A 25,541-nucleotide genomic window follows, 5' to 3' on the forward strand; every position below is an offset into this window, starting at 1 on the left:
ATGCCTTAAATTCGTAACAATATTGAAAGACTTCTACATTACATTAACGCCATTCTTTCCATCGCCGACAAACTTTACGGGGTCTTATATTTACGATCAAGTAAAAGCCATTCAGAAAGAGCGTGATTTTGAGGTGATTGTAATTACGCCGGCTAATGGATTAAAAGAAGAATCCTATCAATATCAAGGCGTTGCGGTACACCAAATAAAATTATTAGATTTGCCCTCTTTCATTCTACCTGGCTTATTTACGGGCATTAATTACAATAGGCTTCTTTCTAAATTGAAGATATTTACCCATAACCAGCTTCAAAATATAAAGTTTATACATGGCCATGTTACTTATCCTTTCGGTATGCTTGCAGTAGATTTGGCCAAAGCTTTAGGCGCAAAATCGATTGTACAACATCATGGCTTTGATGTAATGGGCTATACCAATGGGCGGTTAAAGCAACAATGGTTTAAGCGTTTAAATCAGAATTGGATTAATAAATACCATGTACCTAAATTAAATCAAGCAGATTGGAATGTAGGCGTAAGTCAGAAAACACTCGATGCCCTACATGCCGTAAAAGGTTACCAGCCAACGCAAGAATATGTTTTGTATAATGGAGTGGATTTTAGGAAATTTTATCCTGTTGAAGGTTTAAAAGATGAAAAATATTTTACAATCGGTTGTGTAGGCAATTTTTGGGCAATTAAAGATCAGCTTACTTTAATTAAGGCGGTAGAAATTTTACTGAAAGAAAATTTGACCAAACGCATCAGGCTTAAATTAATTGGTACTGGCGCAACATTGGCAATTTGTACGGAATATGTTGAACGCCATAGTTTAAGCAATCACGTCCAGTTTTTACCCACAATAGATCATACCGAGCTCAATAACTTTTATAATACTTTAAATCTTTTTGTTTTGCCATCTTATTATGAAGCATTTGGTTGCGTATACACGGAGGCTTATGCTTGTGGTGTTCCATTTATAGGTGTATATGGGCAAGGTATTGAAGAGTTGATTTTGGCAAAAAATATTTCCTATCAATCGATAAAACCTAAACAAGAGCATGAATTGGCCATTAAAATTAATTACTTTTGCCAACACGAAAATTTTAAACCAAGCCTTAATCGGTCTATTGACATCACAAATTTGATAGCTCAGTTTTTAAGTACAATTAATCAGTAATGAAGTTCATTATAAAATATGGGATAGGAATTTACTTAATTGTAACGCTTTTGTTTAAATTGGGTTTTATTTTGCCCCATGCATTTACAAATGTAATTTATTACATTTTAATGGCTGCTGGTGTAATTGTGGTTCCTTTTTATAGTAAGGTAATTTTTAGCAGCAAATCCATCCGTGTTTTTTGGGTTTTCCATGCAGTAAATTTGTTAAATTTTATTTACCTTCTAATATTTGGTTTAACAAATATGGATTCTTGGTTATATTTTTTAACTAAGTTTTCGACTTTCAATTTGATCATTTTGGCTTTTGTATATAATTATGAATTTTATAAAGATTCATTTGTAAAATATTATAAATATATTATTTTGTTGATGCTATTAATGGGTGTGTTTTTTAGTGGCGTAACCGATGATAGTGCTGGGCGTTTATCAGCTGGCTTCAACCCCAATGATGTGGGTATATTTGGCTTAATGGGTCTGTTTTCTGTTATTATTTTAAATAAACAGTGGGCTAAAAGCAAAATTGATTTAGCATTAGTCGCCGTATTTTTTGTGTTTGCATTACTTTCTGGCTCTAAAGCAACCTTATTGGGGATCGGTTTATTGGGTTTTATGAACTATGGTTTATCGCTAAAAAGTGTTGGCCTAGCCATACTTGCAATTGGTGCAATTTTTATCGTATCAAATTTTGGTTATAAAACGAGCGTAGACCGTGTATTTAGTAAGGAACGTACTTTTGAAACCCGAGATGAGGTGTACAAAAACGGTATGCTTACTTTTGAGGAGTCTCCCGTTGTTGGCCATGGATTGGATAAATATGGTTGGTCTAACCCTAAATACTTCGAAAATCCAGAAGATGCTTTAGGTCCTCATAATACATATATAGCAATAGGTATCATGTATGGTATCCTATTTGGATCTGCTTTCTTAATTATTTTGTTCAGTTTTCTCTTGTTTACCAAAAAAATCTCATTTAGTAGCGGTGATGAATTTACTCGCTATTCTTTTTATTTTATGCTGCTCATTTTGATTATCGGTTTTTTTGAAACCTTAATAGTTGGCGTAAATGAAACGGTAACTTTACAATTTTGGGTATGTTTAGGGGTTGTGGCTTATAATTATTCTTTAAATAAAGAAAATGTTCGAGGTAATTAAAGATATTAATGAAGTTGAGCTTTTAGAGGAAGAGCTAAGTTCGCTGTATGTTGTAAACCAGTGTAAGTTAACCTTTTATTCTCCCCAATATATCATTAAAGGGTTTCGGGAATTTTTAGCGACTAATAGAGGAAACAGTTTATATTTTATAATTTATAGAACAAAAGCAAGTATTAGCCAATATCTCCCTTTATATATAGATGATAAGCATAACCTTAGATTTATATTTGATGCGCATACCGACTACTGCGATGTGATAGGCGAAGATTTTACATTTAGTGCCTTAAAGGCATTGTCTAACTTGATTTTGGAGGACAAGAATATAAAATATGTAAATCTCGATAATTTACTGCCTGAAAGTCAATTGTTAAATTTTTTCAAACATTTTTTAGGATTGGGTACAGTTATAACCTGTTATAATAATCATTCTTTTTTAAGTAAGGTTTATAATGATGGTTTACTTAACCATTTGAAATCAAATCAAAAGAGTGAAATAAGGAGAGTACAGCGAAAAAATGCTGAATTTATTTTCGAAATTTTCAATGGCGTGGAGCCTTTTCCAACCTTACAAATTAAAGACTTGCGTAAAACGATGATTGGAAATAAAATCAGAGATGAGCACTTTTTCGATGATGCATTTATAGCGTTTTCAGCATATTTATATCAGCGCAATGAATTGGAAATTTTCACTAAATGGAAAGAGGAAAAACTAATTTCAGCCTCAATGGTGTTAAAGAATGGTAGATACAGAATGGTTTGGATTGATTTATATGCTGAAGACGTTCAATTTATAAATTTAAGTGCTTACGCAGATTATATAGGTTATTTAGAACAATTTGATAATATTGTTTTTAGTTTTGGTAGAGGAAGTTACGATTATAAAGCTAAAAATTTTCATCCTAACATACAGAATTTATATAATTTGAGGTATAGCAAATCTAAATTCAATTTCTTTTTTAGCAATTATCAGGGTATTAAACAATTTGTAAAAAGGTTAATTAAGGCGAAAAAATGAGCGTACACACCATTTTTGTAGAACCGGCAAATTATACAGAAGACTTGATCAACAATGTTTATAAAAAGCAAAATATCAAATATTCCTTTCTCCATTCAACTTCAGTAGCCACAAATAATACCATAATTATAGATTCTGCGGAATATATTTTTGATCGAAATAATCTATTTTCAAACGTCTCATTTTTATGGCGTTGCATAAACGAGAATAATCTAATTATCATCAATGGTTACAATCATCTAGCATTTATATTTCTGTGGATCTTTTCTTTATTCGTTCCATGTTATGTAGGCATAGAATCTGATACACCTTATTATCCTACCAAAAGCTTTAAAAGGCTTTTGAAAACGATTTATCTAAAGTTTATTTTTTCTAACAAAAAAATATTGGGCTTGCCAGGCGGTACAGGTTTGCATACGCAGTTATTTTTGCATTATGGAATGAATAAAGACAGAATATTCCTTTTACCAATGATGGTAGACAATGCAAGATTTAAACGAGCAATTAAAGATGAAAACCTGTTGCATCAACCGCTAAATTTTATCTTTGTAGGCAGGTTAGTAGAAGAGAAAAATCCTGTGCTTTTAGTTAAAGCGTTTATAAATGTATTAAATAAAGGATTAAATGCAGTGTTAACCATCATTGGCGCAGGGGAGTGTTATGGTGAACTAGTGCAGTTGAGTGCTAAATTTTCAAATATTAGGATTTTAGGTAAAAAATTTGGCAATGATTTATTAGCAGAATATCAAGGCGCTAATGTATTGGTATTGCCATCAAATTTTGAACCTTGGGGTTTAGTGGTAAATGAAGCAATGGCCAGCGGGTTGCCCGTTTTGTGCAGTTCTGTAGTTGGGGCGGCCCATGATTTAGTGGAGCAGCCAGATTCAGGTTGGGTATTTAAAGCGAATGATGAAGCAGATTTAACCGAAAAGTTAATTCAAATTATTAATAATCCTTTGGCAATTATAGACAAGGCAAAAAGAGGTCAGGATTTCATTTTGAATTATTGGAATTACAATTTATATACGGAACGGCTAAATAAAATACTTACCTATGCGCAAAGAAGTTAAATCAAAAATATATTCGCTGGCTTTGCTTCTTGGCGCAATAAAATTTAATAATAAGAATAGCAAGGTACTATATTATCATGATGTGCATGAAGATGGAGATGTGCCAGAAACAGTTATGTCTACTCCAATGAGCCTTTTTAAAAAGCATATTGAAATAATTAAGGGCAATGGTTTCGAAATCGTTAGGGAGGTTACTAAGCCAAAAGGGCAGGTTATGCTTACTTTCGACGATGGTTATTTAGGGGTATTGAAGAACAGGACCTATTTTGAAGAAAATGGCTTGAAACCGACTATATTCATCATCACTTCTCGTATTGGTAAGCCCAACTTTATGTCTGTTGAAAACATTAAATCATTGGCAAAAAGTGGTTTTATCTTTCAATCACATACGCATACGCACCCCGATCTGAATTTATGCACCGCTGTTGAACTAGAAGACGAATTCATTAAATCGAAAACTTTATTAAGCGAATTATTATCAAAAGAGGTAAATGCTATTTGTTTTCCAAAGGGATTTTTTAACGACCAAACCATTTCTGTAGCACGCCAAAGTGGTTATAAAAAATTGTATTCCAGTATTCCGGGTAGTTATTTAGAAAGAAATGCTTTTGGTGTGATTTGCCGAAATTTAGTTCAATTTTCATCTCCAGCGGATTTTAAAAACACTCTTTTTGGAGGAATGACTATTTTTAAGAAAAGATACACCAACCAACATTACCATGAATAGTAAATTAATTGTATATCCAAAATTACCATCCCTTCATCACTTTATTATAAGATTTAGAGGCGCAGGTTTGGCAAATTGTTTATTTATTTATGCTAGGGCATTGGTATTGGCTAATAAATACCAGTTAAAAATAATAAATCCCTCTTGGGTGCAATTTAATTTAGGCCCATATTTACGTAAAGAAAAGGATAAAAGACATTATAACGGTTTATTTAAATCTTTCGGCATTGGACACGTAAAAAAGAATTGGCTTCTTTTTTTTGGTAAAAAATATGGCGAAAACCAACAAATTGAAAACCTAGCAAATGGATTAATTGTGGTAGAGGGGTTAGGGAATTACTTTGAGGATATAAAAAACCACAGCGAAATGGTTAAAAAGCATCTGCTAAGCATTGTAACTAATCAAACCATAAATAGCTATCATTCTGTAGTCGAAGAATTTGTTGGTGTACACATCAGAATGGGGGATTACGATTTAGACAGCAGAATTTCGTTAGATTGGTATTTGGAGAAAATGAGGTTTATCCATGAAAAATGTGATCGTAAGATTAAGTTTTTGGTTTTTTCTGATGGTAATGCCGATGAGTTGCAAAAAGTATTAAGTTTTCCATGTGCCGAAATGGCCTTTTTTGGTAATGCAATCGCCGATATTTTAGTGCTTTCAAAAGCGAAAATTATTCTTGCTTCGGATTCTACATTTTCTGCTTGGGGAGCTTATTTAGGTCAAACGCCTATTTTGTTTAATAAACGGCATTTTCCTCCAGTGTTGGATAATTCTCAGCATGAATGGGTAGAAAATATTCAGCAATCGGTAAATATTGAAAAAGAGATTAAAGCAATTTTTTCATCATGATTTTGATCGATGCTTTATACATTAATATGGGTGGGGGTAAAGTTTTACTCGATTATTTAATTACAAAGTTAGATCAATCCAATAAAAATATACACTTTCTATTAGATGATCGAATTAAAGATGCTCATCCAACAATTCAAAACAATAAGGTTACCTATTTAAGGGCAAAGTTTACCAATAGGCATCAGTTTTATAGGTTAAATGCAAGCCAATTTACAAAGGTTTTGTGTTTCGCAAGCTTACCCCCGTCTATGCGGTTAAAGGCCAAGGTTTACACCTATTTTCATCAATTGTTGTATTTAAAGGTGCCTAAAAATAGTGGTTTTAAATTTACGATTATTGCTGCTATAAAATCTTTGATTTCGAAAACATTAAAATCTAATACAGATTTTTGGGTAGTCCAGTCTGCCAGCGTAAAAAATCAGCTTGTTGCAAAATATAACATTAAAGCAGAGGAGGTAAAAGTAATTCCTTTTTATCCTCCAGTAGTTAACTGTGAAACAGTAGTAAGAATGCGAGAAACTTATGCTTACGTAAGTTTACCGGCTACATATAAAAACCACGAAAGATTAATAGAAGCTTTTTGTCTTTTTCACCAAAAAACAGGACGAGGTGAATTAAATATAACGGTTAATGATGAATTCCCTTTATTACTTGCCCAAATAGAACTACTAAAATTAAAAAAGATTCCAATTATAAATCACGGTTTTTTAGGTAAGGAAAAGCTAAACAACTTATACCAAAGTGTTGAATATGTTATTTTTCCATCTTTAGCTGAAAGTTTTGGTTTAGGTATAATTGAAGCTTTAGAAAATGGATGCAAGATCATAGGTGCAGATTTACCATACATGCGAGCCGTTTGTGAGCCTAGTATTAGTTTTAATCCCACTTCAATAAATGATATGGTTTTGGCTTTTGAAAAATCTATTTTTGAAGAACCCATCATAAGTAAGCAGTTGGTACACGATGAGGTTGATAAATTAGTGCGCCTATTGAACTAAAAAGGCAAAAATATAAATGGATTTGTATTTTTGTATCGAAAATAAGATTAAATGGTAAGTATCAGTGTAATAATATTAACTTTTAATGAAGAACTGCATATTCAAAGATGCATTGAGAAAGTTAAAACGCTAACTGATCAAATTTTTGTTGTAGATAGTTTTTCGTCAGACCGAACTATACAAATTGCTTCGAGCCTTGGCGCCATGGTTGTTCAAAATAAATGGCCAGGAAATCAAGCTGTGCAATTTAATTGGGCTTTAGATCATTTAGATATAAATACCGAATGGATTTTAAGATTAGATGCAGACGAATATTTGACTGATCAAATGATAACCGAGATTAATGAAAGACTTCTTAAGATAGAAAGCCCTGTAAATGGTATCTTTCTTAATCGTAAACTTATTTTTATGGGGCGATTGATTAAATATGGTGTAGATAAGGTAAAGATCTTAAGGATATTTAGAAAAAATACAGCGCGTTACAGTCAAACTTGGATGGATGAACATTTGGTTTTAAGTGGAGGAGAGACGATAACTTTAGATTCTTACTTTGTAGATGATAATTTAAATACCATTACCAATTGGACAGAAAAACATAATGATTATGCCATCCGCGAAGCGATTAATATGTTGGATGACCGTTTAAAGTTGCTAAATGAATCGAATACTTTAACTTTGCAACAAAATAAAAAAAGCTTTTACGCTAAAATGCCAATGTTTTTAAGAGGCTTTGCTTATTTTGTTTACAGATATATAATTAAATTAGGCTTCTTAGATGGTAAAGAAGGCTTTATTCGTCATTTTTTACAGGGGTTTTGGTACAGAACTTTAGTTGATGCTAAGTTATTAGAAATACAAAAGGCTTGTGGAGATGACAAAACAAAAATAAAAGAATACTTAAAACAGCATTATAAAATAGAGTTATAAAAATGTTAAAAAATAAAACCTTACTTATTACAGGTGGCACCGGCTCTTTCGGAAGTGCTGTTCTAAACCGCTTCCTACACACCGATCATTTTAAGGAAATTCGTATTTTTTCTCGCGATGAAAAGAAGCAGGACGACATGCGTAATCAACTCAAAAATGATAAGCTAAAGTTTTATATTGGTGATGTGAGGGATTTTAACAGCGTAAATAGGGCGATGAATGGCGTTGATTACGTTTTTCATGCTGCAGCTTTAAAACAGGTTCCTTCGTGTGAGTTTTTCCCTATAGAAGCCACTAAGACAAATGTTTTTGGTACACAGAATGTAATTGATGCTGCAATTGCCAATAAAGTAAATAAAGTAATTTGCTTAAGTACCGATAAGGCGGCATATCCAATAAATGCAATGGGCATTTCGAAAGCACTGATGGAAAAAGTAGCCATTGCTGCATCAAGAAATTCGACGGAAACAACAGTTTGTTTAACACGATATGGCAATGTAATGGCCTCAAGAGGATCAGTTATTCCATTGTTTTTAAAACAAATACAAGCAGGAGAGGTACTTACAATTACCGACCCGAATATGACAAGATTCTTAATGTCGTTAGAGGATGCAGTTGACTTAGTTTTATTTGCATTTGAGCATGGAAATCCCGGCGATTTATTTGTGAATAAGGCACCTGCTGGTACCATTGGCGATTTGGCGCAAGCTTTAAAAGAATTGTGTAAGGCCAGCAATGAAATTAAGATAATTGGAACACGCCATGGCGAGAAACTTTACGAAACCTTGTGTACACGTGAAGAGATGGTAAAGGCTGAAGACATGGGCGATTTTTATCGCGTGCCAGCTGATAACCGAGATTTAAATTACGCACAATATTTTTCTGAAGGAGAAACGGATATTGCTAAGTTGGAAGATTATCATTCGCATAATACCGAACAGCTCGGTGTGGAAGGAATGAAAAAACTACTATCCAATTTGCCATTAATTAAGCGAGATGTGTTTGGTGATTTAACTGCAATACAATACGCTGGATAAAATGAACGATGTTAACATTATCCACGGTGGCCAACTTGTAGACGGTAGAGGCAAACTTACCTTTATCAATGATTTTGATATGAAAGAAGTACGCAGATTTTATACCATCGAACATTATGACGTAGAAACACAAAGAGGATGGAGGGCACACCGAATTGAGCAGAGGTGGTTTCATGTATGTAAAGGAGTTTTTAAGGTGAAGCTAGTTAGGGTTGATGATTGGATAAAACCGAATAGAAAATTAACTCAAACCTGTTATACCTTAAACGCAGAACAAAATGAGGTTTTACACATTTCCGCAGGTTATGCGATTAGCTTACAGGCTTTAGAGGGCAATTCAAAAATGATTGTCTTTGCAGATTATGGCATTGAACATGCTCAAAATGATGATCATCTTTTTCCATTAGACTACTTCCTATAATAGCACATATTTATGAAAATAAGAATTGGTATCACTGGTCAACAAGGTTTTATAGGTCAGCATTTATACAATACCATTGGCTTATTTCCTGATGAATTTGAAAGGATACCATGTCAATCCTCTTATTTTGAGAATGAAGTTAAATTACATGAATTTGTAAGTAAATGTGATGTGATTATTCATTTGGCCGCAATGAACCGACACAATGATGCTGAAGTACTTTATCAAACGAATATTGGTTTGATAAAAAAGATCATTAACGCTTTAGAAAAAACAAACAGCAAAGCACACGTAATATTTTCTTCCTCCTCACAAGAGGAACGGGATAATTTATATGGGAAAAGTAAAAAAGAGGGCCGACAGCTATTACAAGAATGGGCCACAAATGCGAATGCCACTTTTACAGGAATGGTTATCCCGAATGTTTTTGGTCCGTTCGGAAACCCTTATTACAATTCTTTTATAGCAACATTTTCACATCAGCTAACACATGGCGAACAACCAACCATAGAAGTGGACGGGGAAGTGAAATTGATTTATGTAAATGAATTAATTGCAATTATTCTTAAGGAAATCAGATCCAAAAAAAGTAATCCACTATTCGTAATTCCGCATACATCCGTAAGCAAAGTGTCCGAAATTTTAAGGTTATTAAAAAGTTATACTACTGAATATTTTTTGGGAGGCATTATTCCCATGTTAAAAAATGAATTTGAGTTAAATCTATTTAATACCTTTCGGTGCTACATTGATATAAAGAATCACAATCCAGTTAAATTTGTACAACATACTGATCCGAGAGGCGCGTTTGTGGAAATTATTAGGTTGAATGTGGGTGGGCAAGTTTCATTTTCTACTACTGTACCGGGCGTAACGAGGGGCAATCATTACCATACGCGTAAAATCGAGAGGTTTGCAGTAATTAAAGGAAAAGCTTTGATTCAATTAAGAAAAATCGGAACAAATGAAGTACTTGACTTTTATTTAGATGGCGATGAACCAGCTTACGTTGATATGCCAGTTTGGTACACACATAACATTAAAAATATAGGAGACGAAGAATTATATACTAACTTTTGGATAAACGAATTTTATGATCCTGCAGATGCAGATACTTACTTTGAAGAAGTTTAGCTGTCAGCAATCAGCGGTTAGCAGTTAACAGTCAGTGCATATAGATAGAATAAAATGAAAGACTTTAGAAGTTTAATGGTTTGGGAAAAGGGGCATAGATTAGCAGAAGGATGCGGTAGAGGAAGTGAAGCTGATTTTGCCCTTTTTTACAAATTGCTTTTGGTTCTGCAAGTGAAACAGAATATATATTACTTTTGTCTTTCGAATTAGGATACTTGACAAAAGGGGATTATGAAGCAATTGATCCTTTAATACAAGAAGTGAAAAAAATGCTATCTAAATTAATAATTACCATTAGAAAATGATAAGTGAGCAGTCTAAAGGTCGACAGCTGATAGCCGACGGCTCTACGCTAATAGTTAAAAAAATATGAAAACCAAACTAAAAGTAATGACGGTGGTGGGTACTCGTCCAGAAATTATAAGATTAGCGAGAGTGATGGCTGCATTAGATGCATCTGAGGCTATAGAACATATTATAGTACATACCGGCCAAAATTACGATTACGAATTAAATCAAATCTTTTTTGATGATTTGGCTATTCGTAAGCCAGATTTTTTCTTAGATGCTGCTGGTAAAACGGCTACTGAAACTGTAGGGCAAATTTTAATTAAAATTGATCCATTATTGGAACAAGAAAAGCCAGATGCTTTTTTGGTTTTGGGTGATACAAATAGCTGTTTATGTGCTATTCCGGCGAAAAAGCGCCATATTCCCATATTCCACATGGAAGCAGGTAATCGATGTTTTGATCAACGTGTTCCTGAAGAAACCAATCGTAAAATTGTAGATCATATATCTGATATTAATTTAACTTACAGTGATATTGCTAGAGAATATTTGTTAAGGGAGGGATTGCCCGCAGATCGAATTATCAAAACTGGTTCGCCGATGTTTGAAGTTTTAAATCACTATCTGCCTGATATTAAAAAATCTAATGTTCTTCAAAGACTGAAATTACAAGAATTTAAATATTTTGTAGTGTCATCTCATCGTGAAGAAAATATTAACAGTGAAAAGAATTTCTTAGGCTTAATTAATAGTTTAAATTTAATTGCCGAAAAGTATAATTATCCAATTATAGTAAGTACACATCCGCGTACTCGAAATATGATTGAGGCTAAAAATATTCAAGTAAGACCAGAAGTTCAGTTTTTGAAGCCAATGGGTTTTAATGATTATAATGCCTTGCAAATGAAATCTTATGCGGTTTTATCAGACAGCGGCACCATCTCCGAAGAATCTTCAATTCTCAATTTTGCGGCATTAAACATAAGAGATGCACATGAACGTCCGGAAGCTATGGAAGAAGCATCGGTTATGATGGTTGGCATGAATGCTGAAAGAATTATGCAAGGATTAACACAGTTGCAATATCAAGTTCGAGGAGAAAATAGGAATTTTCGTCCCGTTCGAGATTATTCAATGCCCAATGTTTCAGATAAAATGGTAAGAATTATCATCAGTTATACAGATTATATCAAGAGAGTAGTTTGGTCAGAACAGTAGAATGAAGAGAAAAATACTAATTCATTCGATTGCCTTTAGTCCCGATGGAGTGTCAACTGCTTACTTATACAATGATATTGCTTTAAAATTTAAGCAATCGGGATATGATGTTGTGGTTTTAACCACAACGCCCCATTACAATATCGTGCCCGAAGATGTAGCAAAGCAACCTTTGCACAAAAAGTGGGGAGGTTTGTATTACGAAAGCCGATTCAATGAAATCAAAGTATTGCATGTACCGCAAAAAAAGTTTAAAAGTGCCTTCTTAAGGATTATAGGCTTTTTATATTGGCATTTTTTATCCCTCATCATTGGGCTCTTTCAAAAAAATGTATCCTTAATAATTTCACCTTCACCACCTTTAACAATCGGGTTAATTAACCTCTTAATCGGGAAGCTAAAAGGCGCTAAGGTAATCTATAATGTGCAGGAAATTTACCCTGATTTTCTAATTAATCAAGGTAGTCTTCGGTTTAAGCCTGCAATTAAGATTTTAAAAGCAATGGAAAGATTTGTTTATAATAAATCTGATGCTGTCACCACAATAGACCCGATCTTTTATCAAACTATAGCATCGAGATTTAAGGATAAATCAAAATTGAGGATTGTTCCCAACTTTGTTGATACGGACTTATTTAAGCCAATAAGTGATGGTGATTCAAGCTTAAATCCAAAATGGTTTCCTGCAAAACAAAATACCTTAAAAGTTATGTACGCAGGAAACATCGGTCACGCGCAAGATTGGGAGCCACTGTTGAAAGTTGCGAAAGCAGTTGTTGATTTAGAAATTGAATTTTGGGTGATTGGTGAAGGTGTAATGAAAGATTCTTTATCAAAAAAAATAGAAGAAAATTCCCTTAAAAATATCCATCTAATACCTTATCAGCCAAGAGAACAGATGCCTGCATTAATCGCTTATGCAGACATTCACTTTATATTTATGTCTCCAGAGATGGAAGGACAAGGCTTTCCATCAAAAGTTTATACCATTATGGCATGTGCGAAGCCACTATTGGTTATTTCAGGAAAGCGCACGCCTATCCATAACTTTTTATCGCAACATAACTGTGCATTTTTAGCAGATGATGATGCTAATAATATTAAATGCGCTCGGATTATCGAATTCCTAAAAAACGCATTATCCAATAGAAATTTTATCATTACTTTAGCAGATAATGGCTATAACGTTATAGAAAAAAATTATTCTAAAAATGCAGTTACGAAGCAGTATGTTGATTTGTTAGATGAAATACTATCTGGTAAATGATGAAAATAAACATTACAGGAGCAAACGGTTTTGTAGGTAAAAACCTTTCAGAATATTTAACTGATGCGCAATTTGAGTTAAGAAGTATTACAAGAAATGATTTAGCAAACGCAGGATGCATTGAATTTAAGGATTGTGATGCTATTATTCATTTAGCTGGTAAAGCCCACGATTTAAAGAAGTCAACAAATTCCGATGAATATTTTAAAGTTAACTTTGAGCTTACAAAATTACTTTACGATGCGTTTTTAAAATCTGACGCCACCAAATTTATTTTTATTAGTTCTGTGAAAGCTTCAGCAGACTCAATAAATGAAATACTTACTGAAGCTCATGCTCCAAATCCAAAGACAGCTTATGGTAAAAGCAAACTGTATGCGGAAGAATATATCCAAGCCCAAACCTTACCTCTTGGTAAAGTATATTATATATTACGGCCCTGTATGATTCACGGCCCTGGAAATAAAGGCAATTTAAATTTATTGTATAAATTTGTTAAAATGAGGTTGCCCTATCCGCTGTCAGCATACCACAATAAAAGATCTTATCTTAGTATAACTAATTTAAACTATATTATTAAAATGTTGCTTGTTAAAAACGTGGCCAGTGGTATATACAACGTAGCTGATGATGAGGCGTTATCAACAAATAATGTAGTAGAAATACTTTCAAAAGCGACTGCAAAAAAAACGAAGCTTTTAAAACTGCCAAAATCTGTTATAGAAGCTATGGCTAAAATAGGGGATGTGTTACATTTGCCGATTAATACCGAAAGATTAAACAAACTCACTGAAAGCTATGTGGTAAGCAATAAACTAATTAAATCAAAATTAAATATTGATGTTTTGCCAATAAATTCTACCGAAGGTTTAATTGCCACAGCCAAATCATTTAAATAAATTCTATAGTCTGAACAATAAAGTATGTCAATAATTTTTGCGCTTTCCATACTTACATGCTTATTTTTGGCAATGTTAGTGTATTTTAAAATTGCCAGTCATTACAACATAGTCGATAAGCCAAATCATAGAAGTTCACACTCAAAAATTACGATAAGAGGTGGAGGTGTCATTTTCATGTTATCGTTAATCATTTTCTATATTTATAGTAATTATCAGTACGCATACTTTATTCTAGGAGCGTTTCTTATATCTTCAATCAGCTTTTTAGATGATGTTTTTACCTTAAACAACAAAGTTCGACTTAGTATTCATTTGGTTGCCTCAATACTATTATTAGTAGATCTAGGTATTTTTGATTTAGAATGGTATTGGATATTATTAATTTTATTCATAATACTTGCGATAATAAACGCCTATAACTTCATGGATGGAATCAATGGGATTACCGGGGTTTATAGTCTGGTAACCATTTTAACGCTATTATATATCAATAATAGCGTTAGAAACTTTACTTCAAATGATTTATTAATTATAGTAGGTTTGTCGCTTTTGGTTTTTAACTTTTTCAACTTCCGAAAACGAGCAAAATGTTTTGCTGGTGACGTTGGTAGTATTAGCATTGCATTTATTTTAATCTTTTTAATTGGTCAGCTAATATTAAAGACAGATCAATATGAATATATTTTATTGTTACTTTTCTACGGGTTAGATACATCCACAACAATATTGTTTAGGATCATACGGAAGGAAAATATTGGACAAGCCCATCGAACCCATTTCTATCAATATTTAGCAAATAAGCTTAAATTACCACATCTTTCTGTTTCAAGTTTATACGCGTTGGCTCAAATCATATCTAATTTAATTCTTATTTTATTGCTGAAAAGTACGCTAAGCCTTTTTCTATATGTATGTGTTTCCGGTATTATCTTTATTTCGCTGAGGTTTTATTTAGAGGGAAAGTCTATTTTATTGGAGCCGACATTGGGCAAAAAGAACTTTGATAAAAGTTAAAACGAAGTCGTCAACATCTTCATTTATAATTTGATGTAAAATATTTGTTATCTTTAGCGAAAAATTAGCCTATAGAAATTTTGTTTACTCAAATCAACATAGTACCCCGTTGGATCATCTTCGTTTTGGATTTGATGATTTGCACATTTTCTCTAATATTCGCCTACTTTTTAAGGCATAATTTAGATTTAACAAGTGTAGAAGTGCCAGAACTCGCCAGAAACTTGTTGATTTTGGGCGTCATTAACATTGTAGTATTCTTCAATATAAAAACCTACAGCGGTATAATACGTTATACAAGCGCTCAAGATTCCTTCCGGATTCTTTTTGCTGTAATTATTTCAAATGGAATTTTCTTTGTACTTAATTTAATTGGTTTAACTTTTGCTAAAATATTACTTATTTCAAATACGGTTTTAATTACCAATGGTTTATCAAGTTTTTTGTTGCTGATTACGTATAGAGTTTTGATCAAATATTTTTTCATGTATGTGAAAAATTTGAAATTGGATAAAGTTAAAGTAATTATTTACGGAGCTGGAGAAGCAGGTTTGGCTACAAAAAGAACCTTTGATCATGATGGTAAGGTGAATAAGAACATCGTTGCCTTTGTTGATGATGATGATCGTAAAGTGGGTAAAACAATTGATGGGGTAAAAATATTAGATGCGAAAAATCTTGAGCATCTGATTAATGCGCATCATTTAGATGAAATTATATTCGCTTCTTACACAATACCAACCGAACGTAAAGAACAAATTGTCGATTTATGTTTGGCAAATAATATTAAAGTTTTAAATATTCCGCCGCCTGATGTTTGGCTTAATGGTAAATTACAGCCTGCACAGATTCAGAAATTAAATATCGAAGATCTTTTGAACCGTAAGTCGATTAAAATTGATATTAATGGTATTGGAGAAATGCTAAATAATAAACGCATTTTAATAACGGGTGCTGCGGGTTCTATTGGAAGTGAAATTGTTCGGCAGTTGGCTAAGTTTGATGTTGGTTTAGTCATTTTGTGCGATCAATCTGAAACGGCACTTCACGAATTGTATTTAGAGCTGGAAGAAACCAATAAAAATAAAAATTTCCACGCTTTTGTAGGCGATGTTCGCGATGAGCAAAGGATGGATAAGTTGTTTAATACCTATAAACCGCATTACGTTTATCATGCTGCAGCTTATAAACATGTGCCTTTGATGGAAGATAATCCTGCCGAAGCCATTAAAGCAAATGTGTTGGGCACTAAAACCATCGCAAACAAGTCGGTACAATACGGCGTGCAGAAATTTGTAATGATTTCTACAGATAAGGCTGTAAATCCAACCAATATTATGGGGGCTTCTAAGCGAATTGCAGAAATATACGTTCAATCACTAAACAATTCGTTAAGTGATCAGAAATTTATTTTTAGCAACGGCTTAAGCTACATAAATGAATTAGAGGTTAAGCCGATTACCAAATTTATAACCACCAGATTTGGTAATGTACTTGGATCTAATGGATCAGTTATACCGCGGTTTAAGCATCAAATTGAAAAAGGTGGGCCAGTAACCGTTACGCACCCTGAAATTACACGTTACTTTATGACCATACCAGAAGCGTGCCGATTGGTGTTAGAAGCTGGATGTATGGGTAAGGGAGGAGAGATTTTTATTTTTGATATGGGTAAAAGCGTAAAGATTGTAGAACTTGCAAAAAAAATGATTCGTTTGGCCGGACTGGAGCCAAATGTTGATATCAAGATTGAATTCTCAGGGTTAAGACCGGGCGAAAAACTATACGAGGAATTGCTTAACGATAATGAGAATACAATGCCTACACACCATGAAAAAATTATGATTGGCAAAGTAAGGGAATATGTTTTTGAAGAAGTCGAAACCCAAATAGCACAACTAATCAATTCTGCAAAAAATGACAACGACCGCCAAGTTGTGGTGCGAATGAAAAAATTAGTGCCTGAATTTAAAAGTAACAATTCAATATTTGAAGAACTAGATCATTTAATAACAGAGTAAAAACATGAAGAGAAGTATTTTAATCATAACCTTAACTTTCTTTGTTTTGGGCGCAAAAGCACAAAACCCTACACCCAATCAAATTATACCTTACGATTATCAGTTTTATCAAAAATTAAATTCTTCTGTTTACGATCAGGAATCAAAGTTCCACTCTTCCATTAAAGGTTTTTATGGCGATGATTTTCTGTTAAAATTAAGATATGATTCGTTGATGAACGCTGGTACGGATAGCTTGAATAAAAGAAGTTGGGTACATAGAAAGTTGTTTCAAGAGCATCTTTTGCAATTTAAAAGCACAGATTATAATGTTTATGCCGATTTTCTTCCCGATTTCCAAATTGGCAAAGATTTAAGTAATAATAGAACGACCTGGCTAAATACAAGAGGGTTTCAGGTTGGTGGGAATGTGGGTAAGCAATTCTCATTTTACTTGAATGGATTCGAAAACCAAGGAAAGTTTGCCAATTATGTGAACGATTTTATTGTTAAAAATCAGGTGGTGCCCGGTCAGGGATATGGTAAATTAGGTACTGATGCCCAAGACTGGACTAACGTTACCGCGCTGCTGTCTTACACGCCAAGTAAATATTTAAATTTTGCTTTAGGTAGAGATAAAAATTTTATTGGCGATGGTTATCGTTCTATGTTATTATCTGATAATGCTTCAAACTATACTTTTTTTAGGTTGAGAGCAACATTAGGGAGCGTTCAGTATCAAACCATTTATGGATATATGCTCGATCCTGGTGCTCCAAAGCTTGGCACAGATGGTAATTTGGGCGATAGAGGAAAATGGATGGCGGCACATTATGTAGATTGGAATGCAACAAAAAGATTCTCTGTAGGCTTTTTTCAGGCAGTAACTTGGGCCGATGCGGAGGTTGAAGGCAAAAGAGGATTTGATTTTAATTATGTAAACCCGTTTTTGTTTTTGCGCCCTGTTGAAAGCAACAACACAACCTCGCCTGATAAAATGCGTTTGGGCTTCAATTTAAAATACGAGGCTTTAAAGAAAACTACCGTATATGGTCAGTTTATGTTTGATGAGTTTACGGCGAAAGAATTTTTCGCTGGAAGAGGTTATTGGGCAAATAAATGGGCTATCCAAGTTGGTTTGATAGGATCGGATTTATTTAAAGTACCAGGACTAAATTATTTGGCAGAGTTTAATACTGCTCGACCATTTACATACTCTCATAACGAAAGAATTACCAATTATTCTAACTATAACCAATCTATGGCGAACCCTTTTGGGGCTAATTTTAGAGAGTTTATAGGGTTACTAAGTTACTCTTACAAAAAATTCGATTTTCAGGGCCAAGCCATGTATGCCAACTATGGTTTAGATCCCGTAGGTCAAAATTTTGGTGGAGATATTTTTAAAAGTTACAACACTAGGTCGGTGCAATATGGTAGCCATATTGGGCAGGGAATATTTACTAAACTATATTACGGACAAGCCAAAGTGGCTTATTTACTAAATCCTAAATATAACTTGCGTTTAGAAATAGGAGGTACATTGAGGCAAGAAAGTAATGATTTAGGTAAAACAAATACTAGCTTGGTTACTTTTGGATTGAGAAGTAGTTTTAGGAACATTTACCACGATTTTTGATCTGATCACAAATACTTAGAATCAAAAAAGCCATCTATCATTTGAAATAGATGGCTTTTTTTTGTTTTTGCCTTAATGGTAGAAATATTACAACCAGTACAATTTTGTAAAACATTAAGAAGTTAAGGGAATTAAGCAATTTCGAACAAAAACTTAATATTTCTTAATGGTAGAAACATTACAGCCAGTACAATTTTGTAAAACATTAAGGGGTTAAGGGAATTAAGCAGGTGCAAATAACAAAAGCTTAATATTTCTTAATGCCTTAATGGTAGAAACATTACAGCCAGTACGATTTTTTAAAACATTAAGAATTTAAGGGAATTAAGCAGGTGCAAACAACAAAAGCTTAATATTTCTTAATGGTAGAAACATTACAACCAGTACAATTTTGTGAAGCATTAAGAAGTTAACAGAATTAAGCAGATGCAACGAACAAAAGCTTAATATTTCTTAATGCCTTAATGGTAGAAACATTACAGCCAGTACGATTTTGTAAAACATTAAGAAGTTAAGGGAATTAAGCAGATGCAATTAACAAAAACTTAATATTTCTTAATGCCTTAATGGTAGAAACATTACAGCCAGTACGATTTTGTAAAACATTAAGAAGTTAAGGGAATTAAGCAGATGCAAATAACAAAAACTTAATATTTCTTAATGCCTTAATGGTAGAAACATTACAACCAGTACAATTTTGTAAAGCGTTAAGAAGTTAAGGGAATTAAGCAGGTGCAAACAACAAAATCTTAATGTTTCTTAATGCCTTAATGGTAGAAACATTAAAAACAGTACGATTTTGTAAAGCATTAAGAAGTTAACGGAATTAGCAATTTCGAACAAAATCTTAATGTTTCTTAATGGTAGAAATATTATAATCAGTACGATTTTGTAAAACATTAAGAAGTTAAGGGAATTAAGCAGATGCAAATAACAAAAACTTAATATTTCTTAATGCCTTAATGGTAGAAACATTACGGCCAGTACGATTTTGTAAAACATTAAGAAGTTAAGGGAATTAAGCAGATACAAATAACAAAAACTTAATCTTTCTTAATGCCTTAATGGTAGAAACATTACAACCAGTACAATTTTTTAAAACATTAAAAAGTTAAGGGAATTAAGCAGATGCAAATAACAAAAGCTTAATATTTCTTAATGCCTTAATGGTAGAAACATTACAACCAGTACGATTTTGTAAAACATTAAGAGAAGTTAAGGGAATTAAGCAGGTACAAACAACAAAAGCTTAATCTTTCTTAATGCCTTAATGGTAGAAATATTACAACCAGTACAATTTTGTAAAACATTAAGGAGTTAAGGGAATTAAGCAGGTGCAAACAACAAAAGCTTAATATTTCTTAATGCCTTAATGGTAGAAACATTACAACCAGTACAGTTTTTAATTATCCTGCAATACTATTCGTTGTTCTCTTTACAGCAACTTTTCTAACAGCTTCAGCAATTGCGTTTTTATCATAACCACATTCGTTCCAAAGTTCTGCCTGTTCTCCATGCTCAATAAACACATCGGGAATACCCAAACGAACTACATTTGAATTATAGCCATGGTCGACCATAAATTCTATTATCGCAGAGCCTAAACCACCTTGCAAACAACCATCTTCAACGGTAATAACATGCTTATATTTCGAAAATACTTCGTGTAAAATCTGTTCATCCAAGGGCTTAACAAAACGCATATCATAATGTGCTGGGTAATAACCTTCGCTATTCAATTCGTTGCGTGCTTCTACTGCGAAATTACCAACATGGCCAATGGTTAAAATTGCAACTTCTTCACCATCACAAATCTTTCTTCCTTTCCCAATTTCTAAAGCCTTAAAAGGTCTTTTCCAATCTGGCATAACGCCATTTCCACGCGGATAACGAATAACAAATGGACCAACATTATCTTGTTGTGCCGTAAACATCAAGTTTCGTAATTCCTCCTCGTTCATAGGAGAAGATACAACCATATTAGGAATACACCTCATATAAGCAATGTCATAAGCGCCATGATGTGTTGCGCCATCACTTCCTGCTAAACCAGCCCTATCTAAGCAAAAAACCACGTTAAGCTTCTGTATTGCTACATCATGAATAACTTGATCATAAGCTCTTTGCATAAAACTACTGTATATATTGCAAAATGGAACTAAGCCTTGTGTGGCCAAACCAGCCGAAAATGTAACTGCGTGCTGTTCAGCAATGCCAACATCAAAAGCCCGTGTTGGCATGGCCTTCATCATAATATTTAACGATGAACCAGATGGCATTGCAGGCGTAATACCTACAATTTTATCATTTGCTTCAGCCAGTTCAACCAGTGTATGTCCAAAAACATCTTGATATTTGGGCGGTTGTGGTTTATCAATAATGCTTTTCTTTATTTCTCCAGTAATTTTATCAAATAAGCCTGGTGCATGCCATTTAGTTTGATCCTTTTCTGCAAGTGCAAAGCCTTTGCCCTTAACGGTTACAATATGCAATAGTTTAGGGCCTGGTATGGCAGATAAATCTTTAATGATGGATGCAAGTCGTTTTACATCATGTCCATCAACAGGGCCAAAATATCTAAAATTTAGCGCTTCAAATAAATTACTCTGTTTTAATAACGTGCCCTTTATGCTCTTCTCAATCTTTTTAACGTACTTATGCGCGTTCGGCCCTAATTTAGAAATACTCGTTAACACTTGCGAAATATCCTCGCGAAAGCGATTATAAGATTTTGAGGTTGTTATCGAAGCTAAATATTCTTTTAGTGCACCAACATTTGGGTCGATAGACATGCAGTTATCGTTTAAAATAACCAATAGATTGCTATTCTCTATCCCAGCGTGATTTAAGCCTTCAAAAGCCAAGCCGGCTGTCATTGCGCCGTCGCCAATTACAGCTACGTGTTGCCTATTTGTTTCGCCCTTAATCTGCGAGGCTACAGCCATACCCAAAGCTGCAGAAATGGATGTTGAAGAGTGGCCAACACCGAAGGTATCATACTCACTTTCTGATATTTTTGGGAAACCACTTATGCCACCGTAAATACGGTTGGTATGAAATTGATCTCTTCTGCCGGTTAGTATTTTATGGCCGTAGGCTTGATGACCTACATCCCAAACCAGCTTGTCATAGGGGGTATTTAATGCATAATGTAGTGCTACGGTAAGTTCAACAACACCTAAACTGGCGCCAAAATGACCTCCATTTACACTGACAACATCAATGATGTATTGTCGTAATTCCTGGCTTATTTGTTCTAAGTCAGCTTCTCCAAACTGCTTTAAATCAGCAGGAAAGTTTATTCTTGATAAAAGAGGGCCAGCCTTTACTTGCATGCGGTATATGTAAAAAATTAGGATACAAAGTACGGTATTTTTTTGTAGTATTTAAGTAAAATCTCTTTCAAAACTTAACCTTAATTTATTAAAATATATTTAAAGGTTTTATTATGTTTGTTTTTATAAGATGCAAACCGAAAACTTTGAAATTAAACTTCCCGTATTCGAAGGCCCTTTCGATTTATTACTGTTTTTTATAGAACGTGATGAACTTAACATCCAAGACATCGAAATATCCAAAATTACAAATGATTTTTTAGCTTACATTCATAAATTACTCGCCCTAAATGTAGAATTGGCTAGCGAATTTATTTTAGTCGCGTCAACGCTGATGCGTATTAAATCTAAAATGCTATTGCCACGAATAGAAATAGATGATGACGGCAATGAAATCAACTCAGAAGAAGATTTAATTGCCCGGTTAATTGCATATAAGCAATTTAAAGCTGTTGCCGAAGAACTTAAGGGGTTTGAAGTGGCTAGAATGCAACAGGTTAGAAGGGGTAATATTGACTTCGATTTATCATTGGTTGCAGCCTCCGCAAGCCATCAAGATGAACTGTTATCGCTCGATCTTTATAAACTTTTAATCATTTATCAAAAAACGATGCAAAGGCATGATATACGAACGGATGAAGTTAAACACACCGTAATTCAATATCCTTATACCATCGAACAACAGAAATATTTTATTGCCAACTTATTAAATATTAACAAAGAGATAGATTTTGCAATTGTTTTAAAAAATTCGGAAAATAGAGTGCATTTTGTCTATAATTTTTTAGCAATATTGGAAATGTTGCAACAACAAGTTATCGAAATTACAATTGGCACGGGTTATAATAATTTTCTAGTTAAATCAATGTCTTAATAAGCCTTATATAAGGTTGAAATTTATTACTTTTGCCAAAAAAAAGATTATAATGAAACGTGATACAAAAATCTTCGAACTTATTGATCAGGAATTAAACAGACAAGAGCATGGCCTGGAACTAATTGCCTCAGAAAACTTTGTGAGCAAGCAAGTTATGGAAGCTGCGGGTTCTGTACTTACTAATAAATATGCCGAGGGTTTACCCGGGAAACGTTATTACGGAGGTTGCCAAGTGGTTGATGTTGTTGAGCAAATTGCTATTGACCGTGCTAAAGAACTATTTAGCGCTGCTTGGGTTAACGTACAACCACACTCTGGCGCACAAGCAAACGCAGCGGTAATGTTAGCGGTATTGCAGCCCGGCGATAAAATTTTAGGTTTCGATTTATCTCATGGTGGTCATTTAACACACGGTTCACCAGTTAATTTCTCGGGCAAAACATACCAGCCATTTTTTTATGGGGTAAATAGAGAAACTGGATTAATTGATTATAAAAAATTAGAAGAAGTTGCATTAGCAGAGAAGCCAAAATTAATTATTTGTGGTGCATCTGCTTATTCTCGCGAGTGGGATTATGCTTTTATTCGCGCAGTTGCAGATAAAATTGGCGCATTGGTTTTAGCAGATATTTCTCATCCGGCAGGTTTAATTGCTAAAGGTTTGTTGGCAAACCCGCTTCCACATTGCCATATTGTAACTACCACTACGCATAAAACTTTGCGCGGTCCACGTGGTGGATTAATTATGATGGGTAAAGATTTTGAAAACCCATGGGGATTAAAAACGCCAAAAGGCGAACCCCGTATGATGAGCAATTTGCTTGATATGGCGGTTTTTCCAGGTACTCAAGGTGGGCCGTTAGAGCATATTATTGCAGCTAAGGCAATTGCTTTCGGCGAGGCACTTAGCGATGAATATACTGTTTACATTAAACAGGTGGCAGTTAATGCGCAGGCGATGGCTAAAGCGTTTATGGCTAAAGGATATGGAATTATTTCTGGCGGTACCGATAACCATTTAATGCTAATCGATTTAAGGAATAAAAATATTACCGGTAAGGTGGCAGAAAACGCCCTAGAGAAAGCAGAAATTACGGTAAATAAAAACATGGTTCCATTTGATGATAAATCGCCATTTGTAACCTCTGGTATTCGTATAGGTACTGCTGCAATTACCACGCGCGGATTGAAAGAAGCTGAAATGGTAAAAATTGTAGATTTAATCGATCAGGTATTAACAAACCCTGAGGATGAAGCAAACTTAAACGCAGTAAAAGAAGAAGTTTACAAATTGGTAAGCAACTTTCCATTATATAAATAGGCTAAAGTCCCATCGGGATTAAAAATTTGAACGCTTTGCATTAATTTGTAAAGCGTTTTTTTATTTTAGAAAATCCAATGTAATTTATTTTGAGTGTGGGGAATCGAGTTGGACTATGATTTTCAAAAACAATAATTTAAAGTCACATTGTCTTGCTTGGAGTGGAAAGCCATAATCTTGAAAATCCTTAAATCCTGAAAATCCTGAAAATCCTGCTTCTAAAGTAAAGGGCCGATAATCCAATTAAGTATTTATCGACCCTTACCATCTAAATTAACGCTCTCAATTATATAAACACGATCAGTAAAAAAATGTTTTGAAAATTAATAAAATATTTTATTCTGCAAAGGCAAGCGCAGCGATGCTTACTTTCGATGCGCCGTTTTCTAGCAGAACGTTTGCGCAGGCCTCCAATGTAGCACCAGTTGTTACCACATCATCAACCAATAAAATATGCTTATTTAAAATTTCATTTACATTACCCACGGAGAAAACCGCCTTCATGTTTTCATATCGGTTGTATCTATTTTTTTTGGTTTGACTATCTGTTTCCACCTTACGGATGAGTTGACTTTCGCCAAAAGGTATTTCCATTTTTGCTGCAACGCCCTGGGCTATAAATGTACTTTGGTTGTATCCCCTTTTTCTTAATTTTTTATAGTGGAGTGGCACAGGAATAATCAAATCTATATTTTCATAAAGCGGACTAACTTTCAATCGCTCACCTAAAATTTCGCCGAGCCTTACGCCAACCGCTGTTTTATTATTGTACTTTAGGTTGTGGATAAGGTTTTGAACTTTAGCGCCTTTTCTGAAATAAAGCAAAGCCATTGCGGCGTTTAACGGTAAGCGTCCCCAAAGTTGTTTGGCAACTCTATTTTCAGCATGTAAATGATAATCGGTAAAAGGCAAATCGTACACACATTTCGTGCAAATTACCAGTTCTCCATGAAATAATGGAACACCGCAACCATTGCATAAATTAGGGAATAATAAGCCAATTAAATCATTCGCCCATTGGTTAAATATTGATTTTTTAGATTTAAGTGTTGCCATTAATTCTCTTAGTTAGATAAAAAATCCTAATTAAATATAGGCTTTTATAATGTAACTTTTAAGTTAGGGCTCCAATTACTAAAATACAGCTATTTTTCTAAC

At 33.9% G+C, this 25,541-nt stretch carries 21 protein-coding genes and 1 pseudogene; 20 read left to right on the plus strand and 2 right to left on the minus strand.

The features are described from left to right. The first annotated feature begins 22 nt into the window (after positions 1–22). The 18 genes and pseudogenes from EZJ43_RS01055 to EZJ43_RS01140 all read left to right on the plus strand — a co-directional run bounded on the left by EZJ43_RS01055 (position 23) and on the right by EZJ43_RS01140 (position 18,850). A complete protein-coding gene (locus EZJ43_RS01055) occupies positions 23–1,180 on the plus strand; it encodes a glycosyltransferase (RefSeq protein ID WP_133260801.1) in 1,158 nt (385 codons plus the stop codon). Further along, a complete protein-coding gene (locus tag EZJ43_RS01060) occupies positions 1,180–2,334 on the plus strand; it encodes an O-antigen ligase family protein (RefSeq protein ID WP_133260802.1) in 1,155 nt (384 codons plus the stop codon). The genes EZJ43_RS01055 and EZJ43_RS01060 overlap by 1 nt, the downstream gene beginning before the upstream one ends. Then, entirely contained in the window at positions 2,318–3,349 is a 1,032-nt protein-coding gene (locus EZJ43_RS01065) for a GNAT family N-acetyltransferase (protein ID WP_133260803.1), read from the plus strand. Before EZJ43_RS01060 ends, EZJ43_RS01065 begins: the two co-directional genes overlap by 17 nt. Next, positions 3,346–4,419 carry a glycosyltransferase family 4 protein gene (locus tag EZJ43_RS01070; RefSeq protein WP_133260804.1) on the plus strand — a complete coding sequence of 358 codons (1,074 nt, stop codon included), beginning with the start codon at positions 3,346–3,348 and terminating at the stop codon, positions 4,417–4,419. Before EZJ43_RS01065 ends, EZJ43_RS01070 begins: the two co-directional genes overlap by 4 nt. After that, positions 4,403–5,146: a polysaccharide deacetylase family protein gene (locus tag EZJ43_RS01075; RefSeq protein WP_133260805.1), complete on the plus strand. Its 744-nt coding sequence runs from the start codon at positions 4,403–4,405 to the stop codon at positions 5,144–5,146. The genes EZJ43_RS01070 and EZJ43_RS01075 overlap by 17 nt, the downstream gene beginning before the upstream one ends. After that, the gene (locus EZJ43_RS01080) at positions 5,139–5,999 is read left to right on the plus strand and encodes an alpha-1,2-fucosyltransferase (protein ID WP_133260806.1); all 861 of its coding nucleotides are present in this window, start codon (positions 5,139–5,141) and stop codon (positions 5,997–5,999) included. Before EZJ43_RS01075 ends, EZJ43_RS01080 begins: the two co-directional genes overlap by 8 nt. Continuing rightward, positions 5,996–7,000, plus strand: coding sequence for a glycosyltransferase (locus EZJ43_RS01085; protein WP_133260807.1), 1,005 nt, complete (start codon positions 5,996–5,998; stop codon positions 6,998–7,000). Before EZJ43_RS01080 ends, EZJ43_RS01085 begins: the two co-directional genes overlap by 4 nt. Positions 7,001–7,051: 51 nt before the next feature. Then, positions 7,052–7,927 carry a glycosyltransferase family 2 protein gene (locus EZJ43_RS01090; protein ID WP_133260808.1) on the plus strand — a complete coding sequence of 292 codons (876 nt, stop codon included), beginning with the start codon at positions 7,052–7,054 and terminating at the stop codon, positions 7,925–7,927. A 2-nt stretch (positions 7,928–7,929) separates the two neighbouring features. Then, positions 7,930–8,964, plus strand: coding sequence for a polysaccharide biosynthesis protein (locus tag EZJ43_RS01095; RefSeq protein WP_133260809.1), 1,035 nt, complete (start codon positions 7,930–7,932; stop codon positions 8,962–8,964). A gap of 1 nt (position 8,965) precedes the next feature. Further along, positions 8,966–9,385, plus strand: a complete 420-nt coding sequence (locus tag EZJ43_RS01100; RefSeq protein ID WP_133260810.1) for a WxcM-like domain-containing protein — start codon at positions 8,966–8,968, stop codon at positions 9,383–9,385. A gap of 12 nt (positions 9,386–9,397) precedes the next feature. Further along, the gene (locus EZJ43_RS01105) at positions 9,398–10,519 is read left to right on the plus strand and encodes a polysaccharide biosynthesis C-terminal domain-containing protein (RefSeq protein ID WP_133260811.1); all 1,122 of its coding nucleotides are present in this window, start codon (positions 9,398–9,400) and stop codon (positions 10,517–10,519) included. A gap of 146 nt (positions 10,520–10,665) precedes the next feature. Further along, positions 10,666–10,824, plus strand: a pseudogene (locus EZJ43_RS17585) (four helix bundle protein); the annotation flags it as partial. Between the two features lie 64 nt (positions 10,825–10,888). Then, a complete protein-coding gene (wecB, locus tag EZJ43_RS01115; RefSeq protein ID WP_133260812.1) occupies positions 10,889–12,028 on the plus strand; it encodes a non-hydrolyzing UDP-N-acetylglucosamine 2-epimerase in 1,140 nt (379 codons plus the stop codon). Between the two features lies 1 nt (position 12,029). Continuing rightward, positions 12,030–13,295: a glycosyltransferase family 4 protein gene (locus tag EZJ43_RS01120; RefSeq protein WP_133260813.1), complete on the plus strand. Its 1,266-nt coding sequence runs from the start codon at positions 12,030–12,032 to the stop codon at positions 13,293–13,295. Next, positions 13,295–14,194: an NAD-dependent epimerase/dehydratase family protein gene (locus EZJ43_RS01125; protein ID WP_207924544.1), complete on the plus strand. Its 900-nt coding sequence runs from the start codon at positions 13,295–13,297 to the stop codon at positions 14,192–14,194. The genes EZJ43_RS01120 and EZJ43_RS01125 overlap by 1 nt, the downstream gene beginning before the upstream one ends. 24 nt (positions 14,195–14,218) lie before the next feature. Further along, complete coding sequence (locus EZJ43_RS01130) at positions 14,219–15,211, plus strand: MraY family glycosyltransferase (RefSeq protein WP_133260815.1); 993 nt, start codon at positions 14,219–14,221, stop codon at positions 15,209–15,211. A gap of 80 nt (positions 15,212–15,291) precedes the next feature. Continuing rightward, on the plus strand, positions 15,292–17,232 hold the full coding sequence (locus tag EZJ43_RS01135; protein ID WP_133260816.1) for a polysaccharide biosynthesis protein: 1,941 nt from the start codon (positions 15,292–15,294) through the stop codon (positions 17,230–17,232). A gap of 4 nt (positions 17,233–17,236) precedes the next feature. Beyond that, positions 17,237–18,850, plus strand: a complete 1,614-nt coding sequence (locus tag EZJ43_RS01140) for a gliding motility protein RemB (RefSeq protein ID WP_133260817.1) — start codon at positions 17,237–17,239, stop codon at positions 18,848–18,850. 1,406 nt (positions 18,851–20,256) lie between these two features. Here EZJ43_RS01140 and dxs read toward each other — a convergent pair. Next, entirely contained in the window at positions 20,257–22,185 is a 1,929-nt protein-coding gene (dxs, locus tag EZJ43_RS01145; RefSeq protein ID WP_133260818.1) for a 1-deoxy-D-xylulose-5-phosphate synthase, read from the minus strand. 130 nt (positions 22,186–22,315) lie between these two features. Between dxs and EZJ43_RS01150 the strand changes: the two genes are divergently transcribed. Together EZJ43_RS01150 and glyA are read left to right on the plus strand one after the other, a co-directional pair. Next, entirely contained in the window at positions 22,316–23,059 is a 744-nt protein-coding gene (locus EZJ43_RS01150; protein WP_133260819.1) for a segregation and condensation protein A, read from the plus strand. A 52-nt stretch (positions 23,060–23,111) separates the two neighbouring features. Beyond that, positions 23,112–24,383: a serine hydroxymethyltransferase gene (gene glyA, locus EZJ43_RS01155; RefSeq protein WP_133260820.1), complete on the plus strand. Its 1,272-nt coding sequence runs from the start codon at positions 23,112–23,114 to the stop codon at positions 24,381–24,383. 336 nt (positions 24,384–24,719) lie between these two features. Here the strand turns inward: glyA and EZJ43_RS01160 are convergent, their stop codons facing one another. Next, positions 24,720–25,439 carry a ComF family protein gene (locus EZJ43_RS01160; protein WP_133260821.1) on the minus strand — a complete coding sequence of 240 codons (720 nt, stop codon included), beginning with the start codon at positions 25,437–25,439 and terminating at the stop codon, positions 24,720–24,722. Positions 25,440–25,541 lie beyond the last annotated feature (102 nt).

The sequence above is a fragment of the Pedobacter changchengzhani genome, from assembly GCF_004354365.1.
GTDB classification, from domain to species: Bacteria; Bacteroidota; Bacteroidia; order Sphingobacteriales; family Sphingobacteriaceae; genus Pedobacter; species Pedobacter changchengzhani.